The sequence below is a fragment of the Streptomyces mesophilus genome, from assembly GCF_040300965.1.
GTDB classification, from domain to species: Bacteria; Actinomycetota; Actinomycetes; order Streptomycetales; family Streptomycetaceae; genus Streptomyces; species Streptomyces mesophilus_A.
The window spans coordinates 158,480-180,600 of the sequence record NZ_JBEPEW010000001.1; the positions used below are offsets into that span (position 1 = coordinate 158,480).

Here is a 22,121-nt window from a genome sequence, read left to right on the forward strand (position 1 = left end):
CGCCGCATGCAGTACGGCCCTCACGTCGAACTCCGTGAGGGCCGTACTGCATGCGTGCGCCCGCGACTTGGGGGGCGGGCGGACGGCCGGGCCGGCCCGGTCAAAGACGTACGAGCATCTTGCCCAGGTTGTGCCCGCGCATCATGTCCAGGAGCGCGCGGGGAGCGGCCTGGAGGCCCTCGGCGACGGTTTCCCGGTACTGCAGCTCTCCTTCGCGCAGCCACGCGGCGGCCTCCGCGATGAACTGATCCCGCAGATGCGCGAAGTCGCCGGCGAGAAAGCCCCGGAGAGTGAGCCGCTTCCCCATCGAGAGCGCCAAGTTCCGTGGTGCTGCGGGCGGTTCGTCGGCGTTGTACATCGAGATCGCACCGCACATGGCCACCCGGCCGTGCGGGCGCATGGCCCCGATGGCGACCTCGAGCTGCCGCCCGCCGACATTGTCGAAGTAGATGTCGATGCCGTCCGGCGCGGCGGTGCGCAGGGACCGGCGCAGGGCGCCGTCGTGGTAGTCGAAGGCGGCATCGAACCCGATACCGCGCAGATACGCGACCTTTTCCGGGGACCCGGCGGACCCGACCACCCGCGCGGCTCCTCTCAGCCGCGCGATCTGCCCTGCCGCGCTGCCGACGGCACCGGCGGCAGCCGATACGAAGACGACCTCACCGGGTCGCATCGCGGCCACATCGAGGATCCCCGCGTAGGCGGTGAGACCGGGCATCCCGAGCACTCCGAGATACGCCGAGGGCGGGGCGAGGCCGGGGTCCACCCTCGTCGCGGCGTCCTGCGCCACGACCGCGTACTCCCGCCAGCCGGCGTTGTGCAGAACGACGTCGCCCGGTGCGAAGAGCGCGGAACCGGACTCGATCACCGTGCCGACGGCGCCGCCTTCCAACGGCCGCCCGATCTCGAACGGCGGCACGTACGACGGGATTTCGTTCATCCGCCCGCGCATGTAGGGGTCCACGGACATCACCTGGTTGCGGACGAGCAGTTCACCTGCCTGTGGCTCGGCAACCACGACTTCAGCCATGCAGAAGTCTTCTTCCGACGGCCAGCCGAGGGGCCTCGAAGCCAGATGGATCTCGCGGCCTTTCATGGAGCCTCACGGTAGGTGCCGCCGCAGGAGCGGCGCCGCCCCAAGTTCCGGTGACAGGACGCCTTGCCGGGCATTGCCTAGCTTCAGTTGTCCCGACACTCGGCCCCTTGTCAGCAGTACGGTCGCGCACGCGCGGGTGTCGCCCCTCTTGCTGGAGGTTCACCGTGGCGCCGAAGGAACAGCTCGTGATGTCGCGTACCGTCTCCGAGCTGTTGCGGGAGCGTGCCGGCGAGCGGCCGGACGCGATCGGCTACACCTTCCTGAGCGACGGCGAAGCCGAGCGGGAGGTGCTGAGCTATGCCGACCTGGACCGCAGGGCATGCGCCATCGCTGCCGGGCTCCATGCCGCGGGCGCCCGACGCGGGGACCGTGCGCTGCTGTTGCTGGCTCCGGGACTCGACTACATCTCCGCCTTCTTCGGCTGCCTCTACGCCGGAGTGGTGGCGGTGCCGTCCTATCCGCCCGACCCGTTCCGGCGCGAGCGCACCCTGCCCCGCCTCATGGGTGTCGTGGACGACGCCGACCCTGTCGTCGCCCTGACGACGGCGGATCTGCTCGGGTTCATCGACAGTCTCGGTGAGGATGCGCCGCGCCTGCGGAAGCTGCGCTGGATCGCGGTCGACGGCGTGCCCGACGAGGCGTCCGCTCCCGCCGCCGTCGATCCGGGGTCGACGGCCTTCCTGCAGTACACCTCGGGTTCCACGGCCGCACCGCGTGGCGTGATGGTCTCGCACGAGAATCTGCTGCACAACCTCGGCATGATCCAGCGGTATTTCGGCACCGACGCCGACACCCAGGCCCTGATCTGGCTGCCGCCGTACCACGACATGGGTCTCATCGGCGGTCTGCTGCAGCCGTTGTATTCGGGCTGCCCGGTGACGCTGCTCTCGCCGCTGCACTTCATCGAGCAGCCGATGCGCTGGCTGCGAGCGATCTCCGGCCTCGGTGTCACCGTCAGCGGCGGCCCCAACTTCGCCTACGAGCTCTGTTCCCGCCGTGCCACCGAGCAGGAGGTGGCCGAACTGAATCTCAGCTCCTGGCAGGTGGCGTTCAACGGGGCCGAACCGACCCGCCCGGAGACACTGGACAGGTTCGCCGCCGTCTTCGGTCCCGCAGGGTTTCGGGCGGAGGCCTTCCTGTCGTGTTACGGCCTCGCCGAAGCCACATTGATCGTCAGCGGCACGGAGTTGGGCAAGCCGGTGCCTCGCCTCCACGTCGATCGCGACGCACTGGCCGGCAACACGGCCACCGCGTCCGGTACGGACTCGGACGTGGCGCTGGTCTCCTGCGGATACGGGGCCGCGGACCAGGAGATCGTGATCGTCGACGCCGCGGCCGGGCAGCGCTGTCCTGAAGGTGTCGTGGGCGAGATCTGGGTGCGGGGACCGAGCGTCGCCCGCGGCTACTGGCGTCGCCCCGAGGAGACCGAGCGCGTGTTCGGCGCACGCCTCGCGGGCGAGGACGCCGGCTATCTGCGCACCGGGGATCTCGGATTCCAGCTGGACGGACGGCTGGTGGTGACAGGGCGGCACAAGGACCTGCTCATCGTCCGCGGCCGGAACCACTATCCGCACGACATCGAGTTCACCGCCGAGCACGCGCACCCCGCGCTGCGGGTCGGCTGCTCGGCGGCCTTCCAAGTACCCGACGACAGTGCCGAGGACCGGCTCGTCCTGGTGATGGAGGTGCGGGGGCCCTCCGAAACCGCCGACGGCGCAGAGATCGCCGCCCGGGTTCGTGAGGCCGTGGCCCTGGTCCACGGTCTGCGAGCCCACACGATCCTCTTGGTGCGCGCCGGTACGGTGCCGAAGACCTCCAGCGGCAAGATCCAGCGCAGTCTGTGCCGCGCGCGCTACCTGGCGGGCGAGCTGACGGAGGCCGTGCAGAGCCTGACCGCGGCCACCGCGCCCGAGGTCGATGCACCGGCGGGGCCCCGTGACGACGTGGCGTACCAGCTGCGTGCCCTCGTCGCGGAGCTCGTCGATGTCGCGCCCGGCAGCCTCGATATGACGACTCCGCTGCTGGCGATCGGCCTGGACTCGCTCGCCCTCGTGACGCTGCAGCACCGCCTCGAGGCCGCGTTCGGCGTCACCGTGCCGCTCGGCGACGTGCTCGCCGGCGGGACCATGGAGGGGGTTCTCGAGCAGATCATGGACGGCCGCTCACAGCGCGTCCCCGGGGCGGCCGGGGCGGCGCACCGGGTCGGGGCCCCGTCGCCGGCTGCCGACGCGGCCGGCGAGGTGCGGGCGCCGCTGTCTCGCGGCGCGCGTGAGATCTGGCTGATGCAGCAACTCGAGCCGGACAACCCCGAGTTCACCGTCGCCACCGCGCTCCGGCTGCCGGAGTCGGTCGATCTCGGCGCGCTGCGCAAGGCACTGGACGCCGTCTGCGCCCGGCACTCCGTGCTGCGTACGACGTTCGAGGTGAGGGACGAGGAGCTGGTACAGATCGTCCACCCGCGGAGCCGGGTCACGGTCGGCGTGCACGAGGTGCCCGAGCTGGACGAGAGTGCCCTCACCGAACTCCTGGACGCCGTGGCGAGCACCCCTGCCGACCTGACCACGGGTCCGCTGCTGCACGTCGACCTCTACCGCTACGCCGGTGGTGAAGTGCTGCTGGTGCGGATGCACCACATCATCACGGACTTCTGGTCCAGCGCGCTCCTCGCCCGTGAGTTGGGCGCCTTCTACACCGCCTGCGCCGCCGGCAGGGAGCTCTCCCTGGCGCCGCCACGCGCCGCCTATCTCGATGTGTCGGCCTGGCGGAACGCCGTTCTCTCCGACCACGAACGCATGAGCCGCATGGAGCGCCACTGGCTGGAACAACTGGCGGTCGGAGCGGACACCGCCTGGCCACGGCTCGCCTTTCCGCAGACGGAAGGGGGCGGGTGCGACGGCGGCGCGATCGAGTTCGCGCTGTCGCCGGAACTGACGGACGCGCTGCGCGCGCGGGCCGCCGAGGAGAACGTGACGGTGTACGTCCTGCTCCTGGCCGCGTTCCTGACGGTTCTGTACCGGACCACGGGGCAGCACGACCTGGTCGTCGGCACCCCCATGATGGGCCGCACCCGTCCCGAGTTCGCGGACGTGGTCGGATGCTGCGCCAGCACCTCGCTGATCCGCTGCCAAGCGGCCGACGACCTGCCGTTCTCCGCCCTGCTCGGCCGGGTCAGAGCGCAGGTCATCGGTGCGCTGGAGCACCAGGACTACCCGATGTCCCTGCTCCGCGAGCGCCACGGCGTCGGTGGACGCGGGCATCTCGTGGACGTGTTGTTCACCGTCAATCAGGCACCCCCGCGCCCCGCCACGGGTCCTCGGGCGCAGGAAGCGGCGGAGCCCCGGCCGGCGGGCACGGTGGCGGCTCGGCCCGCGGGCACGGTGGCGCACGACGCGAGCGAGCTCGCCGCCCTGGCCCAAGTGGGACCCTCCGCGGTCCGCGGCCGGCTGGGGTCCCTGCCGGTCGAGAAGTTCCCGCTGCCCATCGGCGGGGGCGCCGTCCCCGTGGAGGTCGTGATGGCCGAGGTGGCCGGTGCCGCCCACGGTCTGCTGAGATTCCGCGCGGGCTCGCTCGACGCACCCGTGGCGGACCGCATGGTGCGGGACTATCTGGCGGTCCTTGAACAGGTCGCCGCCGACCCGGATGTGACGCTCGCCGGTCTCGCCGACCAGGTCGCGTAGTCAGCTGCGGATGAGGGAGAGCGTGGCCGAGATCTCCTGGGTCAGGGCGCGCGATCCCTCGTCGGAGAGCATCCAGTGGTCGGTCCTCAGCTCAACACTGCGGAACAGCCGCTGAGTCTGCGTCTTCCAGCGGGACTGCTCCGCCGCGGGGACCGTCGGGTCGTCCGCTCCGCGCGCCGTCAGAATCGGGACGGGGAGCGCGGGGGACGCGGTGTGGGCGTAGCCGTCGAAGATCTCCCAGTCGGCTCGCATCGGCCGTTCCAGTACGTCGAGGAAGTCGGCGTCGGCCAGGAGCGCATCCGGCATCCCGCCCAGGGCGGCGGTGCGCGCGATCATGTCCTCGCGGGACAGCCTGCTGGTGCCGGTATCGGGAATGAGCTCCGGCGGCCGGCAGCTGCAGACCACGAGCAGCTGCGGATCCGCACACGGCAGCCGGACGAGCAGCCGCGCGATCTCGAAGGCGACGATCGATCCCGAGCAGTGCCCCAGCAAGCCGTAGTCTCCCGAGAAGGCGGCGAAGTCGTCGCACCTCGCTGCTTCTTCGACCTCGGCGAGCAGTGCATCGAGCGTGCGGTGCGGTGCCTCGCGGACCCGGCGTCCGCGCCCGGGCAGCAGCGCTCCGCTGAGGGCGATCCCCTCCTGCGCCGCCGCCGCGCGCAGTGGGTGGAACAGGGTGGGTCCTGCCGCGATATGCGGGAAGGCGAACAGCTCGAAGCCGCCGGTTGCCTTCCGATAGGGAAACAGCTTGTCGATGGGCGGCATCCGTACTCCCTCCACGACCGTCATCCAGGTGTGCACAGTCAACCCGGCCCCCGCGCAGGTCTCCTGTCCGGTGTTCGAGTGACAGGCCACGACGACGCGCGCCGGGACGAGTGACAGGCCCGGTGCCCTCGCGCCGGTACCCGTTTTCTGCGACGTCACCGAGCGCCGGACCCGCACTTAACGTGAACGCTGTGGCCTCTCATCCTTCGCCCCATGCATCCGATCGGACCGACGCGGCCCCCGCCGACGCGGCTCCCCTCGCCTCAGACGGTCGGGCGACGTCCCGATCCGCTGTCGAAGAGGGCATCGGCGGGATCTTCCGCGACATCCTCCGGCGCGACGACATAGGCGTGCACGACGACTTCTTCGATCTCGGCGGAAGCTCGCTCATGGCCGTACGGGCGCTCGGACGGATTCACGAGCGCTACGGGGTGCGCGTCCGTGCGATGGACTTCTTCGAGTCCCCCGTCGTGGCCACCTTGGCGCAGCACGTGGTGGACGCCGCGCCTGCCCAGTGGCCGGAGGTCGGCCGGCGGCCCGCGGGAGCCGAGCCCGTACTCTCGTACGACCAGCAGCGGCTCTGGCTCGAGGACCAACTCCTGCCGAGCGCCGCCTACCACGTGCACGGCCGGCAGCGGCTCGGCGGCGACCTGGACGTGGCCGCCCTGGACGCCTCGCTGCGCGCCATCATGGACCGGCACGAGGCACTGCGCTCCCGGTTTCCCGTACAGGACGGCCGGACCGTGCAGATCGTCGACGACCTCGCGGACGACTGGCATCTGCGGTTCGAGGATGTGAGCGACCGACCCGACCGCGAGGACAGGGCGCTGGAACTGATGGACGCGGACGCTGCCGCGCCCTTCAGCCTCGAGCAAGGCCCTTTGGTGCGCTGCCTGGTGATCCGGATCGGCGAGGCCGAACATCTGCTGAGCATCACCGCACACCACATCGTGTGCGACGACTGGTCGGTCGGTGTCTTCGTACGGGAGCTGTCCGCCCTGTACGCCGTCGGCGGCGATCCGCAGCGGGCCGAGCTGCCCCCGCTGGACATCCAGTACCGCGACTTCGCCGTATGGCAACGGCAGTGGCTGACCGGCGAATACCTGCAGCGGCACGTGGACTACTGGCGCGAGCACCTCTCCGGCGCCCCGGCCTCCCTGGCGCTCCCCAGCAGGCGGCGCGGCACGCCGGACGATGTGCCGGTGGGCGGACGCGTATCGGCCGCGCTGTCACCAGCCGATACGAGCGCGCTCGCAGAGCTGTGCCGCAAGGCGGACGCGACCTCGTTCATGGCACTGCTCGCCGGCTTCGGGACGGTGCTCAGCCGCTGGTCGGGCCAGGAGGACGTGGTGATCGGGGTGCCGATCACGGGGCGGTCCGACGCACGCCTGCAGAACCTCATCGGCTTCTTCGTCAATACGCTTCCGTTCCGCCTCGACCTCAGCGGTGACCCGACGTTCGCCGAACTTCTCGCCCGGGCCCGCGCCACCGCGATCGGCGGATACGCCCATGCGGAAGCACCACTTGACCTGCTGGTCGGCGAGCTGCCCGCGACCCGGGTCCCGTCCCGGACACCGCTGTTCCAGGTGATCCTGAACGGGGTCGACACCCCGGAGGTCCACCCACTCGCAGGCACCACGGGGGAGTTGCTCGACACTCCCGCCCGGCCCAGCAAGTTCGAGCTGACCTTGAGCGCTCGCGAATGGGACGGGGTCCTCCGGTTCGACCTGGAATTCGACGCGAACCGCTACGAGCGGGCCATGGTCGAACAGCTTCTGGAACAGATGACGGAGATCCTCAGGACCGCGGCCGGCGCTCCTGACCGACCTCTGAGCGAGTACCGGCCGGCCGTGCCCAGTGAGTCGCCGAGCGCCCTGACGCACGGCGGCGCGGCAGGTGGGTCTCCCGCACCGGCCCCCGGGCTGCTGTCAGCGGCCGACCCCGACGCGGTTGCGGTCGTCGACCGCGACGGCGAGTGGACCTACCGCCGTATCGACGGGGTGGCGGACCGAGTCGCCCGGGCGCTGACCCGGCGCCTCCCCGTCCACACCCGGAACCGCCGACTCGACGACCCCGAGGGCCGGTTCGTCCTCGTATGGGAGCCGTCGGCCGTCTGCGCCGCCGCACTTCTGGGGTGTCTGCGGGCCGGAGTCCAGGTGTCGCTTGATCGCTCGGGCGAGGTCTCGGAAGGCCCCGGCAGTTTGGCGGCGCGATCCGACGGATCAGGCCTCACGCTGCGCCTCGGACCGGACGAGAGCCACGTCATCGATGCCGGCGAGGCGCCGAGCGACGGGACGGAAGCGGGCACGGCGGGCGCCGTCGCGCCAGGTGGCGGCCCCGACTGGGCCGTGGCCCGGTACGGGTTCGGCTCCCACGACCGTTTCGCCGTGCTCTCCGGCTCCACCCACCATGTGATCTCGGCCCTCCTGACCGCCTTCGCCGCGGGAGGGACCGTGGTCCTGTTCGACCCTGCGTCCACCGGTGAAACGAACGCGCCGGCCGCGGAGTTGGACCGCGCCGGCGTCAGCGTGCTGTACGCGGGACCGGCGCCGCTGCGCGGCCTGGCCGGTGCCGTCCTGCCCGCCCTGCGCCACGTCATGGTCGAGAATGCGGGGTCCTTCGTGGCACAGGATGTCGCCGCGCTGCGCCGGACGGCCCCACAGGCCCGGTGCACGGGCCTGTACGGAACCGGGCCCGATGGCCGACCCGCGGCGGTACACGACGTACCGGAAGAGTGGGCCGCGCAGACGGCGCCCCTGCGGATTCCGCTCGGCCGTGCCGTCCACGGCCCCGTGCGGCTCGTACGGCGAGGCGGCCAGGACGCGGCGGTCGGCGAAGTCGCCGAACTGCACACAGAGGGCGGTCGGAGCGGGGACTTCGGGCGGCAATGGGCCGATGGGACCATCGAGTTCGTCGGTACGGCCGGCGGCGATCTGTCGGCCGACACCCTCCAGGTCATGTGTGCGCTGCGCGAGCTCGAGGGAGTGGTCGATGCCCTCGTGGTGGACTCGGCGGAAGCCGGCGCCGGCACGGAACTCGTCGCCTATGTGGTCACCGCGGACGGCGAGTTCGACCCGGCCGCGGCCCAGCCGCGGCTCGCGGCGCGGCTGCCCGACGCACTGCTCCCGCGCCATGTCGTGGAGCTCGAGCGGCTGCCGCTGACCCCGGACGGCACGTACGACCTGGCCGCTCTGCCACGTCCGGAGCCGCGCGAGACAGCCGACCGGTACGTAGCCCCGCGCACCCCCGTGGAGCGGCAGCTCGTCGAGATCCTGGCGGTGCTGCTCAAGAGCGACCGTATCGGCGTCCATGACAGCTTCTTCGAGCTGGGCGGATTCTCGCTGCTCGCGACGCAGCTGAACATCCGGATCAGGGAGACCGTCCATGTGGACCTCACCCTGCGCGACATCTTCGCCTCGGCGACGGTCGAGATGCTGGCGCGGCGCATCGCCTACCGGCAGGCCGAGCAGGAGCCCGCGGACGACGTCGAGGCGCTCCTGAGCGACCTGGAATCCGAGGCCACCCGCCACGCCTGAACGGGCGGTCCACCCAGCGCTGAGGGGCTGATCCCCGGGTACGCATACCCGGCGATCAGCCCCTCGGTTCAGGTCCGTTCAGAACGTGAAAGTCCGAACGGGGCCCGTTCAGAACGTGAACGTCCGCACGGCGATGGTCTGTCCGGACAGCGCCGGGAAGCCGGCCCAGCTGGTGCCGGTGGGAAGCCGGGGTGCGTCGACGCCGTCCGGCAGACCGGAGGCGGTGGACAGGACGCGCAGGCGCAGCGGTCCGTCGCCCTTGGTGCGGATGGTGAGGTCGACGCCCGATTCCGAGGGTGCGGCGTAGCGGAAACCCCAGCCCCACGGTTCGGTCAGCGCGGCGTCGGAGGCATCGATGGCCTTCCCGTCGACCGTGGCGCCCCGCACCGTGTGCTTGGTGGTGTCCGCGAAGACGTCGACGAGGAACGTGCCGTCGGGCACGGCGAGGTGGAGGCGTACGGTGCGCTCCCCGGTGGCGGAATCGACGTCGTCGGGCGCCGCACGCGTGATGCGCGGCTCGGGGATGTCGCGGGCTTCGCTCGCGCGGCCGTGGTGCAGCGGCGCCCCCGCGAGGGACGGTATCCGCTCGTCCATCCGCGTGGGTCCGGTGGTGAGCAGCCGCCCCACGGCGGGCTGCTCCGGCCCGCCGCGGCTGAGCCAACTGGCCTTTCCGGTATCGGCTTCCCAGGCATACGCGAGGCTGACCGGGCGCGGATTGCTGTCGTCGTACCCGTTCGACGAGGCGGCGACCGCCACCGCTGCCGTCGTACCCAGGAGCAGGCACGCCCCAAGGGCCGCGGAGACGCGGCGGCTCGGCCGTGGCTCGATGAGAGGGAGTGCCGTCGCGGCGAGCAGCGTCAGCATCAGCAGGGGCGCGGCGCTCAGTTCGAGCCCGACCGCGGTCGTCACCAGGACCGCGACGGGCAGCAGCAGCACGGTGGCCGGCAGAGCCGCGGCCCCGACGGCCACCAGGTGCAGCGGCGAGCGCGGTTCGGCATGCAGCGTCGCGGCCAGGGCACCCAGGCCGAGCAGAGCCGGCCATGTGAAGAGGTAGGCGCCTCCGGGCAGAAGTACGGCGCAGACCACGGCGAGCACCACAAACCAGCCGAGCACACCGGTGGTTGCCTCCACGGGCGACATACGGCGCCGTGCCCACCGGTACCAGACGAGCAGGACCGCCACCATCAGGAGCGCCCCCGCCAGAAGGTAGGGCTCCGGTCGGTACACGGCACCGATGCCGAATCCGAACGCGGGCTGGAGCGCGGTCAGCAGCCACCAACCACCGAACCCGACACCCGCGGCGGCCACGAGGACGGCCGTGAGCGAGCCCGCCGCGAGTCCGGCCCGGGCGGGCCGAAGTCCGTGGCGCCGGCCGCGGATCAGGACCAGGACGAGGGCCGCGAGCGCGAGGAGGGCCAGCGGCAGGGTGAGCCAGTCCGGGTAGGACACGATGGTGCCGAACAGGGAGAAGTACGTGGCCTCGGCTTCGTCTTCGGCGAGGTCGGCCGCGCCCAGGGAGCGCACGGCGGTGAGGGTGCTGTCTCCCATGTGCTGAACGCTTCCGGCGTTCACGTGGGCGATGTCGTCATGGGCCGTGTGGTAGCGGGCGACGCCGCCCATGTAGGCGAGGTTGATGCCGCGCATACCGTCGGCGGTCAGGACGGTGAGGTCGGTGTCGTTGGGAAGCAGGCTGTACAGCGCGCCCGCGAACGACGTGGTCACCACGTCGGAGTCGGCGATCGCCGAGGTCAGACCGCCCTCCATCTGGAACATCAGGGCAGGTCCCGAAACACCGCGGGCTTCCATGTTCACGACGGCGACCCGACCCGGATCGCCGACCACTCCCGAATCGACGAACGCCTGGGCGCCGAGCAGACCGGCCTCCTCGGCGTCCGTGAACAGCACGTCGATGTCGTTGCGCGCCTGCGGCAGGGAGCGGAGCGCACGGACGATCTCCAGGATCGCGGCGACATTGGCGCCGTTGTCACTGGCGCCGGGACCGGTGGGCACCGAGTCGTAGTGGGCCACCAGAAGGACCCGGCCGGTCGGATCCGAACCCGGAATCCGCGCATGGACGTTGCTCACGTTGGCGACTGTCGGATAGCCGTCCGTCGGCAGGCGGGAGGCGACCCGCGTCTGCACGGTGGCGTCGGCGTCGAGACCGCGCAGCTCACGGACGAGGTAGTCACGCACGTCCGCCGCCGCCGCGGAGCCCGTGGGGTGCGGAACCGAGGCGATGTCATCGAGCCTGGCGAGGGCGCGCTCCGCGGAGAACTCCGTGTCCGGTACGGAGGCCGGCCTCGGGTCGGGGGGAGACAGGGACCAGACGCTCGCCATGCCGGTCAGCAGCAGCACGAGGGCGATCGTGAGCGACACCGCGCGCCGGTGCCACGTCGTCGGCGACGGCCCGCGCTGCGCGGCCGAGGACGGCGGTGTCTGCTGCTGGATCGTCATAGGCGTTGCCGACCTGTCATCAGAGAGCACTGTCCTATCCGGGCCCATGATCCGGCAGCCGCCACGGGCCCGAGCACTCCCCGGTTTCAGGGACTCCTGCGGCGCTCACCCGGCCGCGTCCGGTCCTGGACCTGACCCCCGCCCCACCCTCAACGGCTGTGCTGTGAAAGGGGGACAGGCCGGGCCGCGACGGGACGGTTACGGTGAGCCCACGCTTCGCGCCGGCCGGCGGTAACCGGCCGGCAACCGTGAGCGCTCACAGGGGGAGAGGGGCCCATGCGGCTGCGGAGTCAGACGGTCGAGCAGCGCGACTCACCCATCAGCACCGCCTACGACCTGCTCGACGGGAGTGCGTACGCGGGCAAGGTGCTCGATCTCGCGCAGGCGGCGCCGCAGTATCCGCCGGCCCCGGTGGTGAGCGAGCACGTGGCCGATCTGGTGCGCCGGGGAGAGGGCAGCGAGTACACCGAGGTGCCCGGAATCCCTCGGCTGCGCGCCGCGCTGGCAGCTGAACTCAGCGAGGCGTACGCAGGGCGGGTGACCTCGGAGAACGTCGTCGTCACCGCGGGCTGCAACCAGGCGTTCTCGCTGGTCGCCTCGGCACTGGCCGGCCCGGGTGACGAGGTCGTCCTTGCGCTGCCGTACTACTTCAACCACGACATGTGGCTCCGTATGAACGGCATCGTGCCGGTGTACCTGGAGCCCGATGACGACCTGGTGCCCCGCGCGGCCGACACCGAACCGCTGATCACCGGGCGGACGCGCGCGATCGTGCTGGTCACCCCTGGAAACCCGACGGGCGTGACGGTGCCCCCGGCGGAGATCGCCGCGTTCGCGGCGCTGGCCGCAAGGCACGGCATCGCACTGGTGGTTGACGAGACATACCGCTCGTTCCGGTCCACGGACCGGCCGGCGCACGACCTCTTCGCGGACCCGGCCTGGTCGCGGACCGTGGTCAGCCTGCACTCCTTCTCGAAGGACCTCGCTGTGCCCGGCTACCGGGTCGGAGCCGTGGTGGCATCGGCCGAGCTCAATCGCGAGGTGTGCAAACTCCACGACTGTGTGGCGGTCTGCGCCCCGCGGATCGGTCAGGAAGCGGCGTGGGCGGGACTCACGTATGCCCGGCAGTGGAGAGACGACCGCGCGCGGGAACTCGCACGCCAGAGGGCTTGGCTGAGCGAGGCGATGGCCGAGCGTCCCGGCGGGTTCGAACTCCTTTCGTGCGGCGGGTTCTTCGGCTGGATCAAGCATCCCTTCGCGGATCGCCCGACGGCGGATGTCGTGGGCGGGCTCGTCCGTGACCACGGGGTGCTGATGGTCCCCGGAACCGCGTTCCTGCCGGATGACCGGGGGACCCTGCGGATGAGCGTCGGCAACGCGGATCTGGCGGCCATCTCCGAACTCGCCCTCCGCCTACGGGACATGGGGGCCGATTGATTCCGTCAGATAGGGATCCGGTTGATTCCGTCAGGTGGAGATCCGGCCGCCGGTGTCCTGGCTTCACGTGACAGTGCAGGCAGACGGCGCGGCAGTAACTTGCCTCTAGTTCCCAGCAGTCGACATCCGATGAGCGAGGCCCCATGAATCCGTTCGACGATCCCGACGGCATCTTCCTCGTACTCGTGAATGACGAGGAGCAGTACTCCCTGTGGCCGGCCGCTCTCGAGGTCCCGGCCGGATGGAGCGTCAGCCGTGCGGCGGATACGCGCCAGGCGTGCCTCGACCACATCGAGTCGGCCTGGACGGATCTGCGGCCGCGCAGCGCCCGACTCGAAGGGGTCGGAGCCGACAGGCAACCGGCCCGGCGCGGCGGAGCGACTTAGTGGACACCAGCATCTTCTTCTTCTCCGCGGACGCGGAGGCGGGAGGAGCTGCCGCGGATCAGTACGCGTTGGTGAAGGCCGTCGCCGCACGTATCGACGACAGTGCCATGTGCGGATTGTGGACGCCTGAACGGCACTTCAACGTGTTCGGCGGTCTGTACCCCAACCCTTCGGTCCTTGGCGCCGCCCTCGCCGTGTCGACCAGCAGGGTGGCGATCAGGGCGGGCAGTGTGGTGCTGCCCCTGCATGATCCCGTGCGCGTCGCCGAGGAGTGGTCGGTGGTCGACAACCTGTCGGCGGGACGCGCGGAGATCGCCTTCTCCGCCGGATGGCACGCCAACGATTTCGCCCTGGCGCCGGAGGCCTACGAGGGGCGGCTCGCAGCCCTTGACGACGGCATGGACCGCTTCCTGCGACTGTGGCAGGGGGGCGCCGAGAAGCGCACCGACGGCAACGGTGACCAGATCTCGGTCATGACGTATCCGCGCCCGTGGCGGCCCGACATTCCCCTGTGGATGTCCGGACAGTCCGAAACGACCTTCGTACGCGCGGCGCGGCGCGGCATGGGAATCGTCACGAACTTCACCGGAAGGCGCTTCGACGATCTCGAACGGAGAATCGCCCTCTACCGTTCCGAGTTCGTGCCTTCCGGGCACACCCCGAACCCCCGGGTCGGGCTGATGCTGCACACGTACATCAACGATGATCCGCATGCCGTCGCGGACGCGCTCGACACGTCCTACGACGCGTACATACGCCGGCACCTCGATCTGCAGATGCGCAACGAGGCCGCGGAAGTCTCGGCGGCCGATCTGGACGACATGGTGGCCACGGCCAAGGGCCGGCTGCTGGGCGGCGGTGGTCTTGTCGGCGACAAGACCACCTGTGCGCAGCGCATCCGCCGGTTCGCCGAGATCGGAGTCACCGAGATCGCCTGCCTGGTCGACTTCGGGATCGACCCGGACCTGGTACTCGAGAGCCTTGACGATCTTGACGATGTCGCGTCGTCAGTGCAGGGGTTGGGGGAGTAATGGAACTGCCACTCGCGAAGCTCGAAGAATGGATGCGGCGCTACTACCACGCGGTCGACCACGACATCGGCAGCAGCGGGGTCCGGGACCTGACCGTCGGAGAGCTGTGCGGCATCGCCGGCTTCGATCTTGCCGAACTGGCGGCGCTTCCCTTCCACGACAGCGAGCCCCTGGGAGGGCGTGATCTGCGCGCCGCGCTGGCCGATCGCTGGACCGGCGGCGACAGCGAGCGCGTGATGGTCACCCATGGGTCCAGCGAGGCGATCTGGCTCGTCATGCAGACCCTGGTACGCCCCGGCGACGATGTCATCGTGGTGGATCCGGCCTATCAGCAACTGCACGACATCGCCGTGGCACGAGGCTGTCGCCTGCGGCGGTGGGATCTCTCCTGCGCGGACGGTTTCGCCGCCGACACGGACCGGCTCAGGCAGCTCGTGGCCGCGGAGCGGCCACGGATGATCGTGGTCAACTTCCCGCACAACCCCACGGGCATATCCCTCACCCGCGAGCAGCAGGATGAGCTGATCGAGATCGCGGCCGGTGCCGGCGCATGGCTCGTATGGGACAACGCCTTCGGTGAGATCACCTATGAAGGCGGCAACTTGCCGCTGCCGCACGACCGTTACGAGCGCAGCCTGTCCTTCGGCACGTTCTCGAAGAGTTACGGCCTGGCGGGCATCCGCACCGGTTGGTGCCTCGCGCCACCCAAGCTCCTCATGGAGATGGCGTACCTGCGCGACTACGTGGCGCTGTATGTCTCACCGGTGCTCGAGTTCTTCGCGGAACGGGCCGTCCGCAGCGCGGACCGTATCGTCGCGATGCAGCGCGCGCACGCCCTGGAGAACCGGGAACTCCTGCTCACCTGGGCGCGGGAGCGCCCCGACCAGGTCCGGGTGACACCTCCCGCAGGTGGCGTCAGCGCGCTCGTCGAATTGCGGGGCGTCGAGGATGTGACCGAGGTCTGCCGCAGACTCGCCGAGGAGTTCCGCACGCTGCTGGTCCCCGGGGAGTGCTTCGGGGATGCCTACCGCAACCATGTCCGGCTGGGCTTCGGAGGTACCCGTGCCGAACTCACGGCAGGATTGGCCAACTTGGATCTGCTCCTGAAGCAATGAGTCCGACAGACGTGCGGCCGTCGGTCCGGCAGGGGCCGCCCTGCCGGACCGACGGCTCGGGCCGGCGCTAGTAGATGACCCGGTTGTCCGCGGCCGGGCGCCAGCCTCGCGAACCGCGGAGATTGCGGGTGATGTTCAGCCGCTTGAGCCAGCGGTCGGTGCCGTCGTAGCGGGCCCGGAAGGAACTACGGCCGTGCACCGCACGGAAATTGTCGATGAAAGCGACGTCACCGGGCTCCAGGGCGACACTCTTCATCTTGGATTCGATCTCGCCGCACAGTCCGGTGTATGCCGCAAGTGAGCGTTCGGACCAGCCCTCGGTTTTCATGTGATACGGATCGAGAACCATGTAGGGATTGGCCCGGTCGCCGAATAGCACCGGTCGTTCGACGGGATTCGCGTTCCACTCCTCGATCGTCTTGAAGCTGCCCTCGCGCAGCCTGCGGATCGTGGGATCGCCCTCGTCCGTCGACGTCGAATTCACGGGCAGGTGGGAGTTGTCGGGCATCTGCGTGAACGCCGGCTCGAAGAGCGCGTCCACGTCCAGAGCGGACCAGTCGAGATCGCCCGCGTCGCAGACCGTCGTCTCCACGGCATCGGGGTTCTTCAGGCACATCAGCGCCACGTAGTCGCCGCGGCAGGGATGGAACGCGTCCTCGGTGTGCCAGGACAGGTGCTGGAGGCTGTTGGACCCGAGCTCGTAGTGCTCATGGCCCTTGATGGGCAGGACGTCGTGCATGATCCGGCCGTCCTGCTGGGTCGCCCAGCCGAACACGTCGCCGAGCACCGATGCACACAGCAGGAAGAAGACCTCGTAGCGCAGCGTGGGCGAGGAGACATGGCTGCCGCGCCAATGGCCAGGGGTCGGTCCGGCCTCCTCCTCGTCCACCTCGAAGCCGGAGACCAGGCAGAGCGCGGCCGGCTCCCGCAACCGGTGGTCCTCGAGGAACTCCAGAAGACCGGCGGGCAACCGCCGGGCGAGCAGCGGCGCCCTGCGCAGCAGCTCCGGATCTTCGATGCTGGTGTACCGAGCGGTGATGTCGCTGAGCAACGGGGCAACTTCTGTACGGTCGTGCGCCGTCAGCGTGAGCCTGTTCATCGCACTTCCTTCTGCCGGCGGCGGTTCGCAGCGAGTTCATGAACGCGTAGCGCACGCACAAACGTATGAGCTCACACGGCGGCGGTGGAGGTGCCCAATACAAGGGACAAGTAATCCGGGCCCTCTCAAAATAAGGTCTCCAGCGTTGATCCCGATTCGGAATCCGTGATATCGGCAGACGAGGGAATCCGTGACCGCGAACTTGACCTTGATGGAAGTCGACGCTCTGACCGACCCCGATGGTCGCCTGAATCTGACGGACGGACATGCGCGACTGGCGCTGACGCCGGAGCAGGCAGCCATTGTCGCCCGCATCCCACAGATGTTCGCGATCGCCACCCGTCGCGCCTTTCCGGCCATCGAGGAAGCGGCGCACACCGCCTTCTTCGGTGCGATCGGGCAGCGCACGGCGCCGATCGGAACCGGTCGCATCCTGAGCTGCTACTCCTCGACCCTCGCCACGGACATCGTGGCGCGAGCGCTGCCTGCCGGGGCGACCGTGGCCGTCCTGCACCCGACGTTCGACAACATCGCCGACCTCTTCCAGACCCGGGGTCTGAAGCTGGTCCCGCTGGAGGAAGAGGCACTGCTCAACCAGGACTGGCCCGGATCGCCGGTGAGCGCGGTCGTCATCACCATGCCGAACAATCCCACGGGCCTGGTGACTCCGGAGGGCCATCTGCGCTCGCTGGCCGAACATGCCGCGCGGAACGGCCAGACGGTGATCGTCGACGCGAGCTTCCGCGGCCAGGTGCGCGATGCGCAGTACGACACCTACGCCGTACTCGATGCGGCCGGTGCGGACTGGATCATCATCGAGGACACCGGCAAGTTGTGGCCGATGCACGAGCTGAAGATCGGCATGCTGGCCTGGAGCGAACGCACCACGCTCCCGATCACCCGTGCCTTCTCCGAGTCGATGCTCGCCGCGTCACCGGTGGTGCTGCAGCTGGTCGAGGCACTGGCGGGGGACTGGGCGGGCGGCGGATACGAGCGGGCCCGTGCGCTCGTCGAGCGCAACCGTGCGGCGGTGCGTGAGGCGATCGAGGCCGTCGGCACGGGTCTGGCCGATCCCGACTCCCAGATCAGCGTGGCCCGGGTCGCGCTGCCCGAGGGCGGCCCCGACTCCTCGCAGCTCTACTACGACCTGAGGGACCGAGGCGCGCACGTGCTGCCGTGTGCCCCCTTCTACTGGGCCGACCCCGCGAGCGGCCTGCGCAGCATACGGATGTCGCTGGCGCGTCCGTACGAGGTGGTCCACACCGCGGCCGCGGCCCTGGCCGACGCCTATTCGGCCCGGAGGTGAGAGTGACCGCCGCGACGATGGACTTCGAGATCCGCCCCGCGAGCCGGCCCCTGCCCGCGGCGGAACGCGAGGCAGTCCTTGAAGAGCCGGGGTTCGGGCAGACGTTCACCGATCACATGGTGACGATGCGCTGGTCCGCCGAGCGGGGCTGGCACGACGGACGCCTCGAACCGTACGGGGCGTTCACGCTGGAGCCGGCGACCTCCGTCTTCCACTACGGGCAGGCGCTGTTCGAGGGGATGAAGGCATACCGGCAACTCGACGGCGGGATCGCGCTGTTCCGTCCGGAGGCGAACGCGGCCCGGTTCAACGCGTCGGCGCGCCGGATGGCGATGCCCGAACTGCCGCCGCAGCTCTTCGTCAAGGCGGTCGAACTGCTGGTGGCCCACGATCGTTCCTGGGTGCCGGACGGGGCCGGCAGGAGCCTTTATCTGCGCCCCTTCATGATCGCCACGGATCCCTCGCTGGGTTTCACCCATCCGTCAAGGACGTTCCTGTTCTGCGTGGTCGCCTCGCCCGCCACCGCGTACTTCGGCGCAGGGGCGCCCAAGCCGCTGTCCGTCTGGCTGTCGACGCAGTACACACGCGCGGTCCGCGGCGGCACGGGCTACGCCAAGACCGGGGGCAACTATGCGGGCGCCTTCGCCGCGGGGCTCGAGGCCACGGCCCACGGCTGCGACCAGGTGGTCTGGCTGGATGCCGTGGAACACCGGTGGGCCGAGGAGATGGGAGGCATGAACCTGTTCTTCGTCCATGAACAGCGCGGCAGCCGGCCGCGGTTGACCACTCCGCCCCTGACGGGCACGTTGCTGCCGGGCGTCACGCGTGACTCCCTTCTCACCCTGGCGCCCAAGCTGGGCTACGACGCGGTCGAGGCCCCGGTCTCCATCGACCAATGGCGGGCGGAGTGCGCGTCCGGCGAACTGACAGAGGTGTTCGCCTGTGGAACGGCGGCCGTGATCGCACCGGTCGGCACCGTGAAGTCGGACGGCGGTCAGTGGACGGTCGCCGACGGCGAGCCGGGTCCTGTGACCCTTCGGCTGCGCCGGGAACTGCTGGGAATCCAGCACGGTTCGGCGCCCGACCCGGAGGGCTGGGTCCATCATGTCCGCTGAAATCGGGGCCCCGTTGAACAAGGCGCGCAGCATCCACGAGATGGTCCTCGAGCAGGCCCGTCGCACCCCGGACGCCATCGCCGTCAGTCACGGGGACCCGCGGCTCACGTATGGCGAGCTCGATACGCGATCGGCGGTCCTGGCACGGCAGTTGAGGAGCGCCGGGGTGGCGCAGGGCGACATCGTCGTGGTGCTCCTCGACCGGTCGATCGACCTGATCGTGGCATTGACGGGCGTGCTGCGGGCCGGCGCGGCCTACCTCTACCTCGACCCGGCCGAGCCGGCAGGCCGGCGGGAGCGGATCCTTGCGGACACCCGCGCCGGATTCGCCGTCACCAACAGCGACTTCGCCCCTCACATAGACCTGCCGGTCGTGGTGCGCATCGACGACGTCGAGCCCGAGGCGTCCTCCGCCGCCCCGGCCTTCGACGACAGCGGAACGCCCGTGGACAGCCCCGCGTACGTCTGTTACACCTCCGGATCCACCGGAGACCCCAAGGGCGTGGTCGTCTCGCATCGGGCGGTGTTCCGGCTCGTCGACGACCCGTCGTGGATCGATGTCCGCGACGACGACGTGTTCTTCCAGCTCACCCGCGTCGGGTTCGACGTGTCCACGTTCGAGATATGGATGCCTCTGGTACGAGGGCTGAGGCTCGCCCTGGGTCCACCGCTGCACGGCAATCTCGACCTTGCGGACCTGGCCGGGATCATGCGCGCCGAGGGCGTCACCGTGCTGTGGCTGACGTCGGGCCTGTTCCACCAGATGGTGATGCATCACCTCGACGGCCTTGCGGGGATCCGGCATCTGCTCGCCGGCGGGGATGTGCTCTCGCCCGCCCATGTCGGCCGAGTGATGACGGCGTACCCCGACATGGTCTTCACCAATGGCTACGGACCGACCGAGAACACCACCTTCAGCACCTGCTGGACCACCCGCGAGCCCGGTTCGGCCCCCACGGTGCCCATCGGGGTCCCGATCGACGGCAGTACCGCCGTGGTCCGCGACGCGGATCTGCAACCCGTGCCCGACGGGGAGATCGGCGAACTGTGGGTGGGCGGCAGCGGGGTGGCGAACGGATATCTGCACCGGGCGGCCGAGACCGCGATGCGCTTCGTCGCGGATCTCGACCCGGAAGCGGCACCGGGCAGCCGGATGTACCGGACCGGCGACCTGGCGCGGTGGCGGGACGACGGCACCCTCGAATTCCTCGGCCGGGTGGACCGGCAGCTGAAGATACGCGGCTACCGCGTCGAGCCGAGCATGGTGGAGTCGGAGATCCTGCGCCTGCCCGGGGTCGCGCAGGCCGCCGTGGTGCCGCGGACGTACGGGGCGAGTGACACGCGCCTGATCGCGTACGTGGCGGCCGGGGACCGCGACCCGTCGACCTGGGCGGCGTTCAGCGCCTCTTTGCGCGAGCAGCTGCAGGTGCTGCTGCCGGCGCATCTCGTCCCGTGGGCGATCGTCATGCACCCCGAGCTGTCGCTCAACCCGAACGGGAAGGTGGACCGTTCGGCGCTGCCGTCGGCGAAGATCCCGCGGAATGTGTGGAACGAGTACGTGGCACCGAGGGACTCCGTCGAAGCGCGGCTCGCGGACATCTGGAGCGAGGCGCTGGACATCGAGCAGGTCGGAGTCGAGGACAACTTCTTCGACCTGGGCGGACATTCCCTGCTCGCCGCCGAGTTGCTGGCCGCTCTGCCCGCCGAGTTCGACGCGACCCTGCCCGCACGCACGCTGTACCTGCGACCCACGATCGCCGAACTCGCGAAGGAACTCCGGGGCTGCGCGGGGGAGTCGAACCCTGAGAGGACCACGGATGCATCGGCTCAGTAGGAACGAGGCCGCCTCGTCCGGCACGGCGGCCGCGGGCTGCCCCGTCGGAGCGGCCGCCGCCGGCCTTGCGGACTCCGCGGCCTTCACCGAGCTGGGTTTCCGTGAGGTCTGGGCGCGGATGCGCGAGGAGGACCACCTGGAATGGACCCAGGTGGACGACCACAACGGCTTCTGGTCGGTCGTGACGTACGACGACGTGGAGCGGGTGCTGCGTGACGCCGGCACCTTCACCTCGGAGCGCGGCACCATGATCAATATTCTGGGGGTGGAGGACCCGGCCGGCGGGCGGCAGATCGCCGCGACCGATCCGCCGCGTCACACCGTCATGCGGGCGCGTCTTCAGAAGGCGCTCGCCATCAAGTCCATCGAGAAGCAGCAGAGCATGATCAGCCGCCTGGTCGACGAGGCGCTGGCACCGCTGGCCGCCGACGGCGGCTTCGACTTCGCGGAGGCGATGCTGGCCCTGCCGGTGGCCATCGGCGGCGAGTCCATGGGGCTGCCCCGTGCGGACTGGCCGCGGCTTGGAGAACTCCTGGTCGCCTCGATCGCCGCCGACGATCCCGCGTATCTGAACGACGCCGGCACACAGGCGACACTGGACGCCGCCCATCGTGAACTGTTCGCCTACTTCCAGGACATCTACCGCGAGCGGCGCCGCAACCTGGGGGACGACCTCATCAGCGTGCTGATCACCACCGAGGTGGACGGACGCACCATGACCCCCGGTGAGGTCATGTCGAACTGCTACAGCGTCCTTCTCGGAGCGGTCGTCACGACGCCGCACGCCCCCAACTACCTGATGACCGAGCACATCGCCGACGGAACCCTCGACCGGTGGGCCGAGGACCTCACCGCCACCCCGACCGCGGTGGAGGAAGCGCTGCGACTGGGCTCACCCGTCAGCCACTTCATGCGGTACGCGGTCGACGACGTGGTGCTTCACGGCACCCGCATACGGGCGGGCGACGCGGTGGTCAGCTGGCTCGGCGCGGCGAACCGGGACAGCGCGGTGTTCCCGGACCCGGAGCGCTTCGATCTGCGCCGGCGCCCGAACAAGCATCTGGCCTTCGGTATCGGCCCGCACTACTGCGTGGGGCACACCGTCGCGCGGGTCACACTGCGCACCTTGTTCAACGCGATGCTGACGCGGTTCACGGCGTTCGAACCCGCCGGCGAGCCCCAGCGGCTGCACTCCAACTTCGTCTCCGGCTACCGGAAGCTGCCGATCACTGCGTCGCCTGCCCACACAGGCTGAGTCCCGAACGTCGGAAGG

14 protein-coding genes are annotated in these 22,121 nt (G+C 70.1%); 10 read left to right on the forward strand and 4 right to left on the reverse strand.

Annotation, left to right across the window (positions count from 1 at the left end; all coding sequences use genetic code 11):
* Positions 1-100: 100 nt before the first annotated feature.
* A complete protein-coding gene (locus ABT367_RS00615) occupies positions 101-1,096 on the reverse strand; it encodes an NADP-dependent oxidoreductase (protein WP_352248041.1) in 996 nt (331 codons plus the stop codon).
* Positions 1,097-1,260: 164 nt separating this feature from the next.
* Here ABT367_RS00615 and ABT367_RS00620 point away from each other — a divergent pair, with 164 nt between their 5' ends.
* Positions 1,261-4,773, forward strand: a complete 3,513-nt coding sequence (locus ABT367_RS00620; protein ID WP_352248043.1) for an AMP-binding protein — start codon at positions 1,261-1,263, stop codon at positions 4,771-4,773.
* Here the strand turns inward: ABT367_RS00620 and ABT367_RS00625 are convergent, their stop codons facing one another.
* Positions 4,774-5,535 (reverse strand): thioesterase II family protein, encoded by a 762-nt coding sequence (locus ABT367_RS00625; protein WP_352248045.1) that lies wholly within the window; start codon positions 5,533-5,535, stop codon positions 4,774-4,776.
* Between the two features lie 191 nt (positions 5,536-5,726).
* Between ABT367_RS00625 and ABT367_RS00630 the strand changes: the two genes are divergently transcribed.
* Positions 5,727-9,071, forward strand: coding sequence for a condensation domain-containing protein (locus ABT367_RS00630; protein ID WP_352248047.1), 3,345 nt, complete (start codon positions 5,727-5,729; stop codon positions 9,069-9,071).
* Positions 9,072-9,179: 108 nt separating this feature from the next.
* Here ABT367_RS00630 and ABT367_RS00635 read toward each other — a convergent pair whose 3' ends face one another.
* The gene (locus ABT367_RS00635) at positions 9,180-11,525 is read right to left on the reverse strand and encodes a M20/M25/M40 family metallo-hydrolase (protein WP_352248049.1); all 2,346 of its coding nucleotides are present in this window, start codon (positions 11,523-11,525) and stop codon (positions 9,180-9,182) included.
* Positions 11,526-11,801: 276 nt separating this feature from the next.
* Here ABT367_RS00635 and ABT367_RS00640 point away from each other — a divergent pair, with 276 nt between their 5' ends.
* The 4 genes from ABT367_RS00640 (at position 11,802) to vioD (ending at position 15,494) form a co-directional block, all read left to right on the forward strand.
* Positions 11,802-12,962: an aminotransferase gene (locus ABT367_RS00640; protein ID WP_352248050.1), complete on the forward strand. Its 1,161-nt coding sequence runs from the start codon at positions 11,802-11,804 to the stop codon at positions 12,960-12,962.
* A 143-nt stretch (positions 12,963-13,105) separates the two neighbouring features.
* Positions 13,106-13,348 carry an MbtH family protein gene (locus ABT367_RS00645; RefSeq protein WP_352248052.1) on the forward strand — a complete coding sequence of 81 codons (243 nt, stop codon included), beginning with the start codon at positions 13,106-13,108 and terminating at the stop codon, positions 13,346-13,348.
* Entirely contained in the window at positions 13,348-14,379 is a 1,032-nt protein-coding gene (locus ABT367_RS00650; protein WP_352248054.1) for a MupA/Atu3671 family FMN-dependent luciferase-like monooxygenase, read from the forward strand. The genes ABT367_RS00645 and ABT367_RS00650 overlap by 1 nt, the downstream gene beginning before the upstream one ends.
* A complete protein-coding gene (gene vioD, locus ABT367_RS00655; RefSeq protein WP_352248056.1) occupies positions 14,379-15,494 on the forward strand; it encodes a capreomycidine synthase in 1,116 nt (371 codons plus the stop codon). The genes ABT367_RS00650 and vioD overlap by 1 nt, the downstream gene beginning before the upstream one ends.
* Positions 15,495-15,561: 67 nt before the next feature.
* On the opposite strand, the gene vioC is transcribed toward vioD, so the two are convergent.
* Positions 15,562-16,593 (reverse strand): arginine beta-hydroxylase, Fe(II)/alpha-ketoglutarate-dependent, encoded by a 1,032-nt coding sequence (gene vioC / locus ABT367_RS00660; protein ID WP_352248057.1) that lies wholly within the window; start codon positions 16,591-16,593, stop codon positions 15,562-15,564.
* Positions 16,594-16,804: 211 nt separating this feature from the next.
* Between vioC and ABT367_RS00665 the strand changes: the two genes are divergently transcribed.
* Genes ABT367_RS00665 through ABT367_RS00680 form a run of 4 tightly spaced genes read left to right on the forward strand, consistent with a single transcriptional unit; the run spans position 16,805 to position 22,103 of the window.
* A complete protein-coding gene (locus ABT367_RS00665; RefSeq protein ID WP_352248059.1) occupies positions 16,805-17,899 on the forward strand; it encodes an aminotransferase class I/II-fold pyridoxal phosphate-dependent enzyme in 1,095 nt (364 codons plus the stop codon).
* Between the two features lie 2 nt (positions 17,900-17,901).
* Positions 17,902-19,014 (forward strand): branched-chain amino acid aminotransferase, encoded by a 1,113-nt coding sequence (locus ABT367_RS00670; RefSeq protein WP_352248061.1) that lies wholly within the window; start codon positions 17,902-17,904, stop codon positions 19,012-19,014.
* Entirely contained in the window at positions 19,004-20,848 is a 1,845-nt protein-coding gene (locus ABT367_RS00675; protein WP_352248063.1) for a non-ribosomal peptide synthetase, read from the forward strand. The genes ABT367_RS00670 and ABT367_RS00675 overlap by 11 nt, the downstream gene beginning before the upstream one ends.
* Positions 20,832-22,103, forward strand: a complete 1,272-nt coding sequence (locus ABT367_RS00680; protein ID WP_352248065.1) for a cytochrome P450 — start codon at positions 20,832-20,834, stop codon at positions 22,101-22,103. Before ABT367_RS00675 ends, ABT367_RS00680 begins: the two co-directional genes overlap by 17 nt.
* The last annotated feature ends 18 nt before the right edge of the window (positions 22,104-22,121 follow it).

What these genes read in the sequence shown, in the direction of transcription:
- ABT367_RS00645 (WP_352248052.1), top strand. Translation starts at nt 13,106, where the DNA reads ATGAATCCGTTCGACGATCCCGACGGCATCTTCCTCGTACTCGTGAAT.
- vioD (WP_352248056.1), top strand. Translation starts at nt 14,379, where the DNA reads ATGGAACTGCCACTCGCGAAGCTCGAAGAATGGATGCGGCGCTACTAC.
- ABT367_RS00675 (WP_352248063.1), top strand. Translation starts at nt 19,004, where the DNA reads ATGTCCGCTGAAATCGGGGCCCCGTTGAACAAGGCGCGCAGCATCCAC.
- ABT367_RS00615 (WP_352248041.1), bottom strand. Translation starts at nt 1,096, where the DNA reads ATGAAAGGCCGCGAGATCCATCTGGCTTCGAGGCCCCTCGGCTGGCCG.
- ABT367_RS00640 (WP_352248050.1), top strand. Translation starts at nt 11,802, where the DNA reads ATGCGGCTGCGGAGTCAGACGGTCGAGCAGCGCGACTCACCCATCAGC.
- ABT367_RS00625 (WP_352248045.1), bottom strand. Translation starts at nt 5,535, where the DNA reads ATGCCGCCCATCGACAAGCTGTTTCCCTATCGGAAGGCAACCGGCGGC.
- ABT367_RS00635 (WP_352248049.1), bottom strand. Translation starts at nt 11,525, where the DNA reads ATGACGATCCAGCAGCAGACACCGCCGTCCTCGGCCGCGCAGCGCGGG.
- ABT367_RS00665 (WP_352248059.1), top strand. Translation starts at nt 16,805, where the DNA reads ATGGAAGTCGACGCTCTGACCGACCCCGATGGTCGCCTGAATCTGACG.
- ABT367_RS00680 (WP_352248065.1), top strand. Translation starts at nt 20,832, where the DNA reads ATGCATCGGCTCAGTAGGAACGAGGCCGCCTCGTCCGGCACGGCGGCC.
- vioC (WP_352248057.1), bottom strand. Translation starts at nt 16,593, where the DNA reads ATGAACAGGCTCACGCTGACGGCGCACGACCGTACAGAAGTTGCCCCG.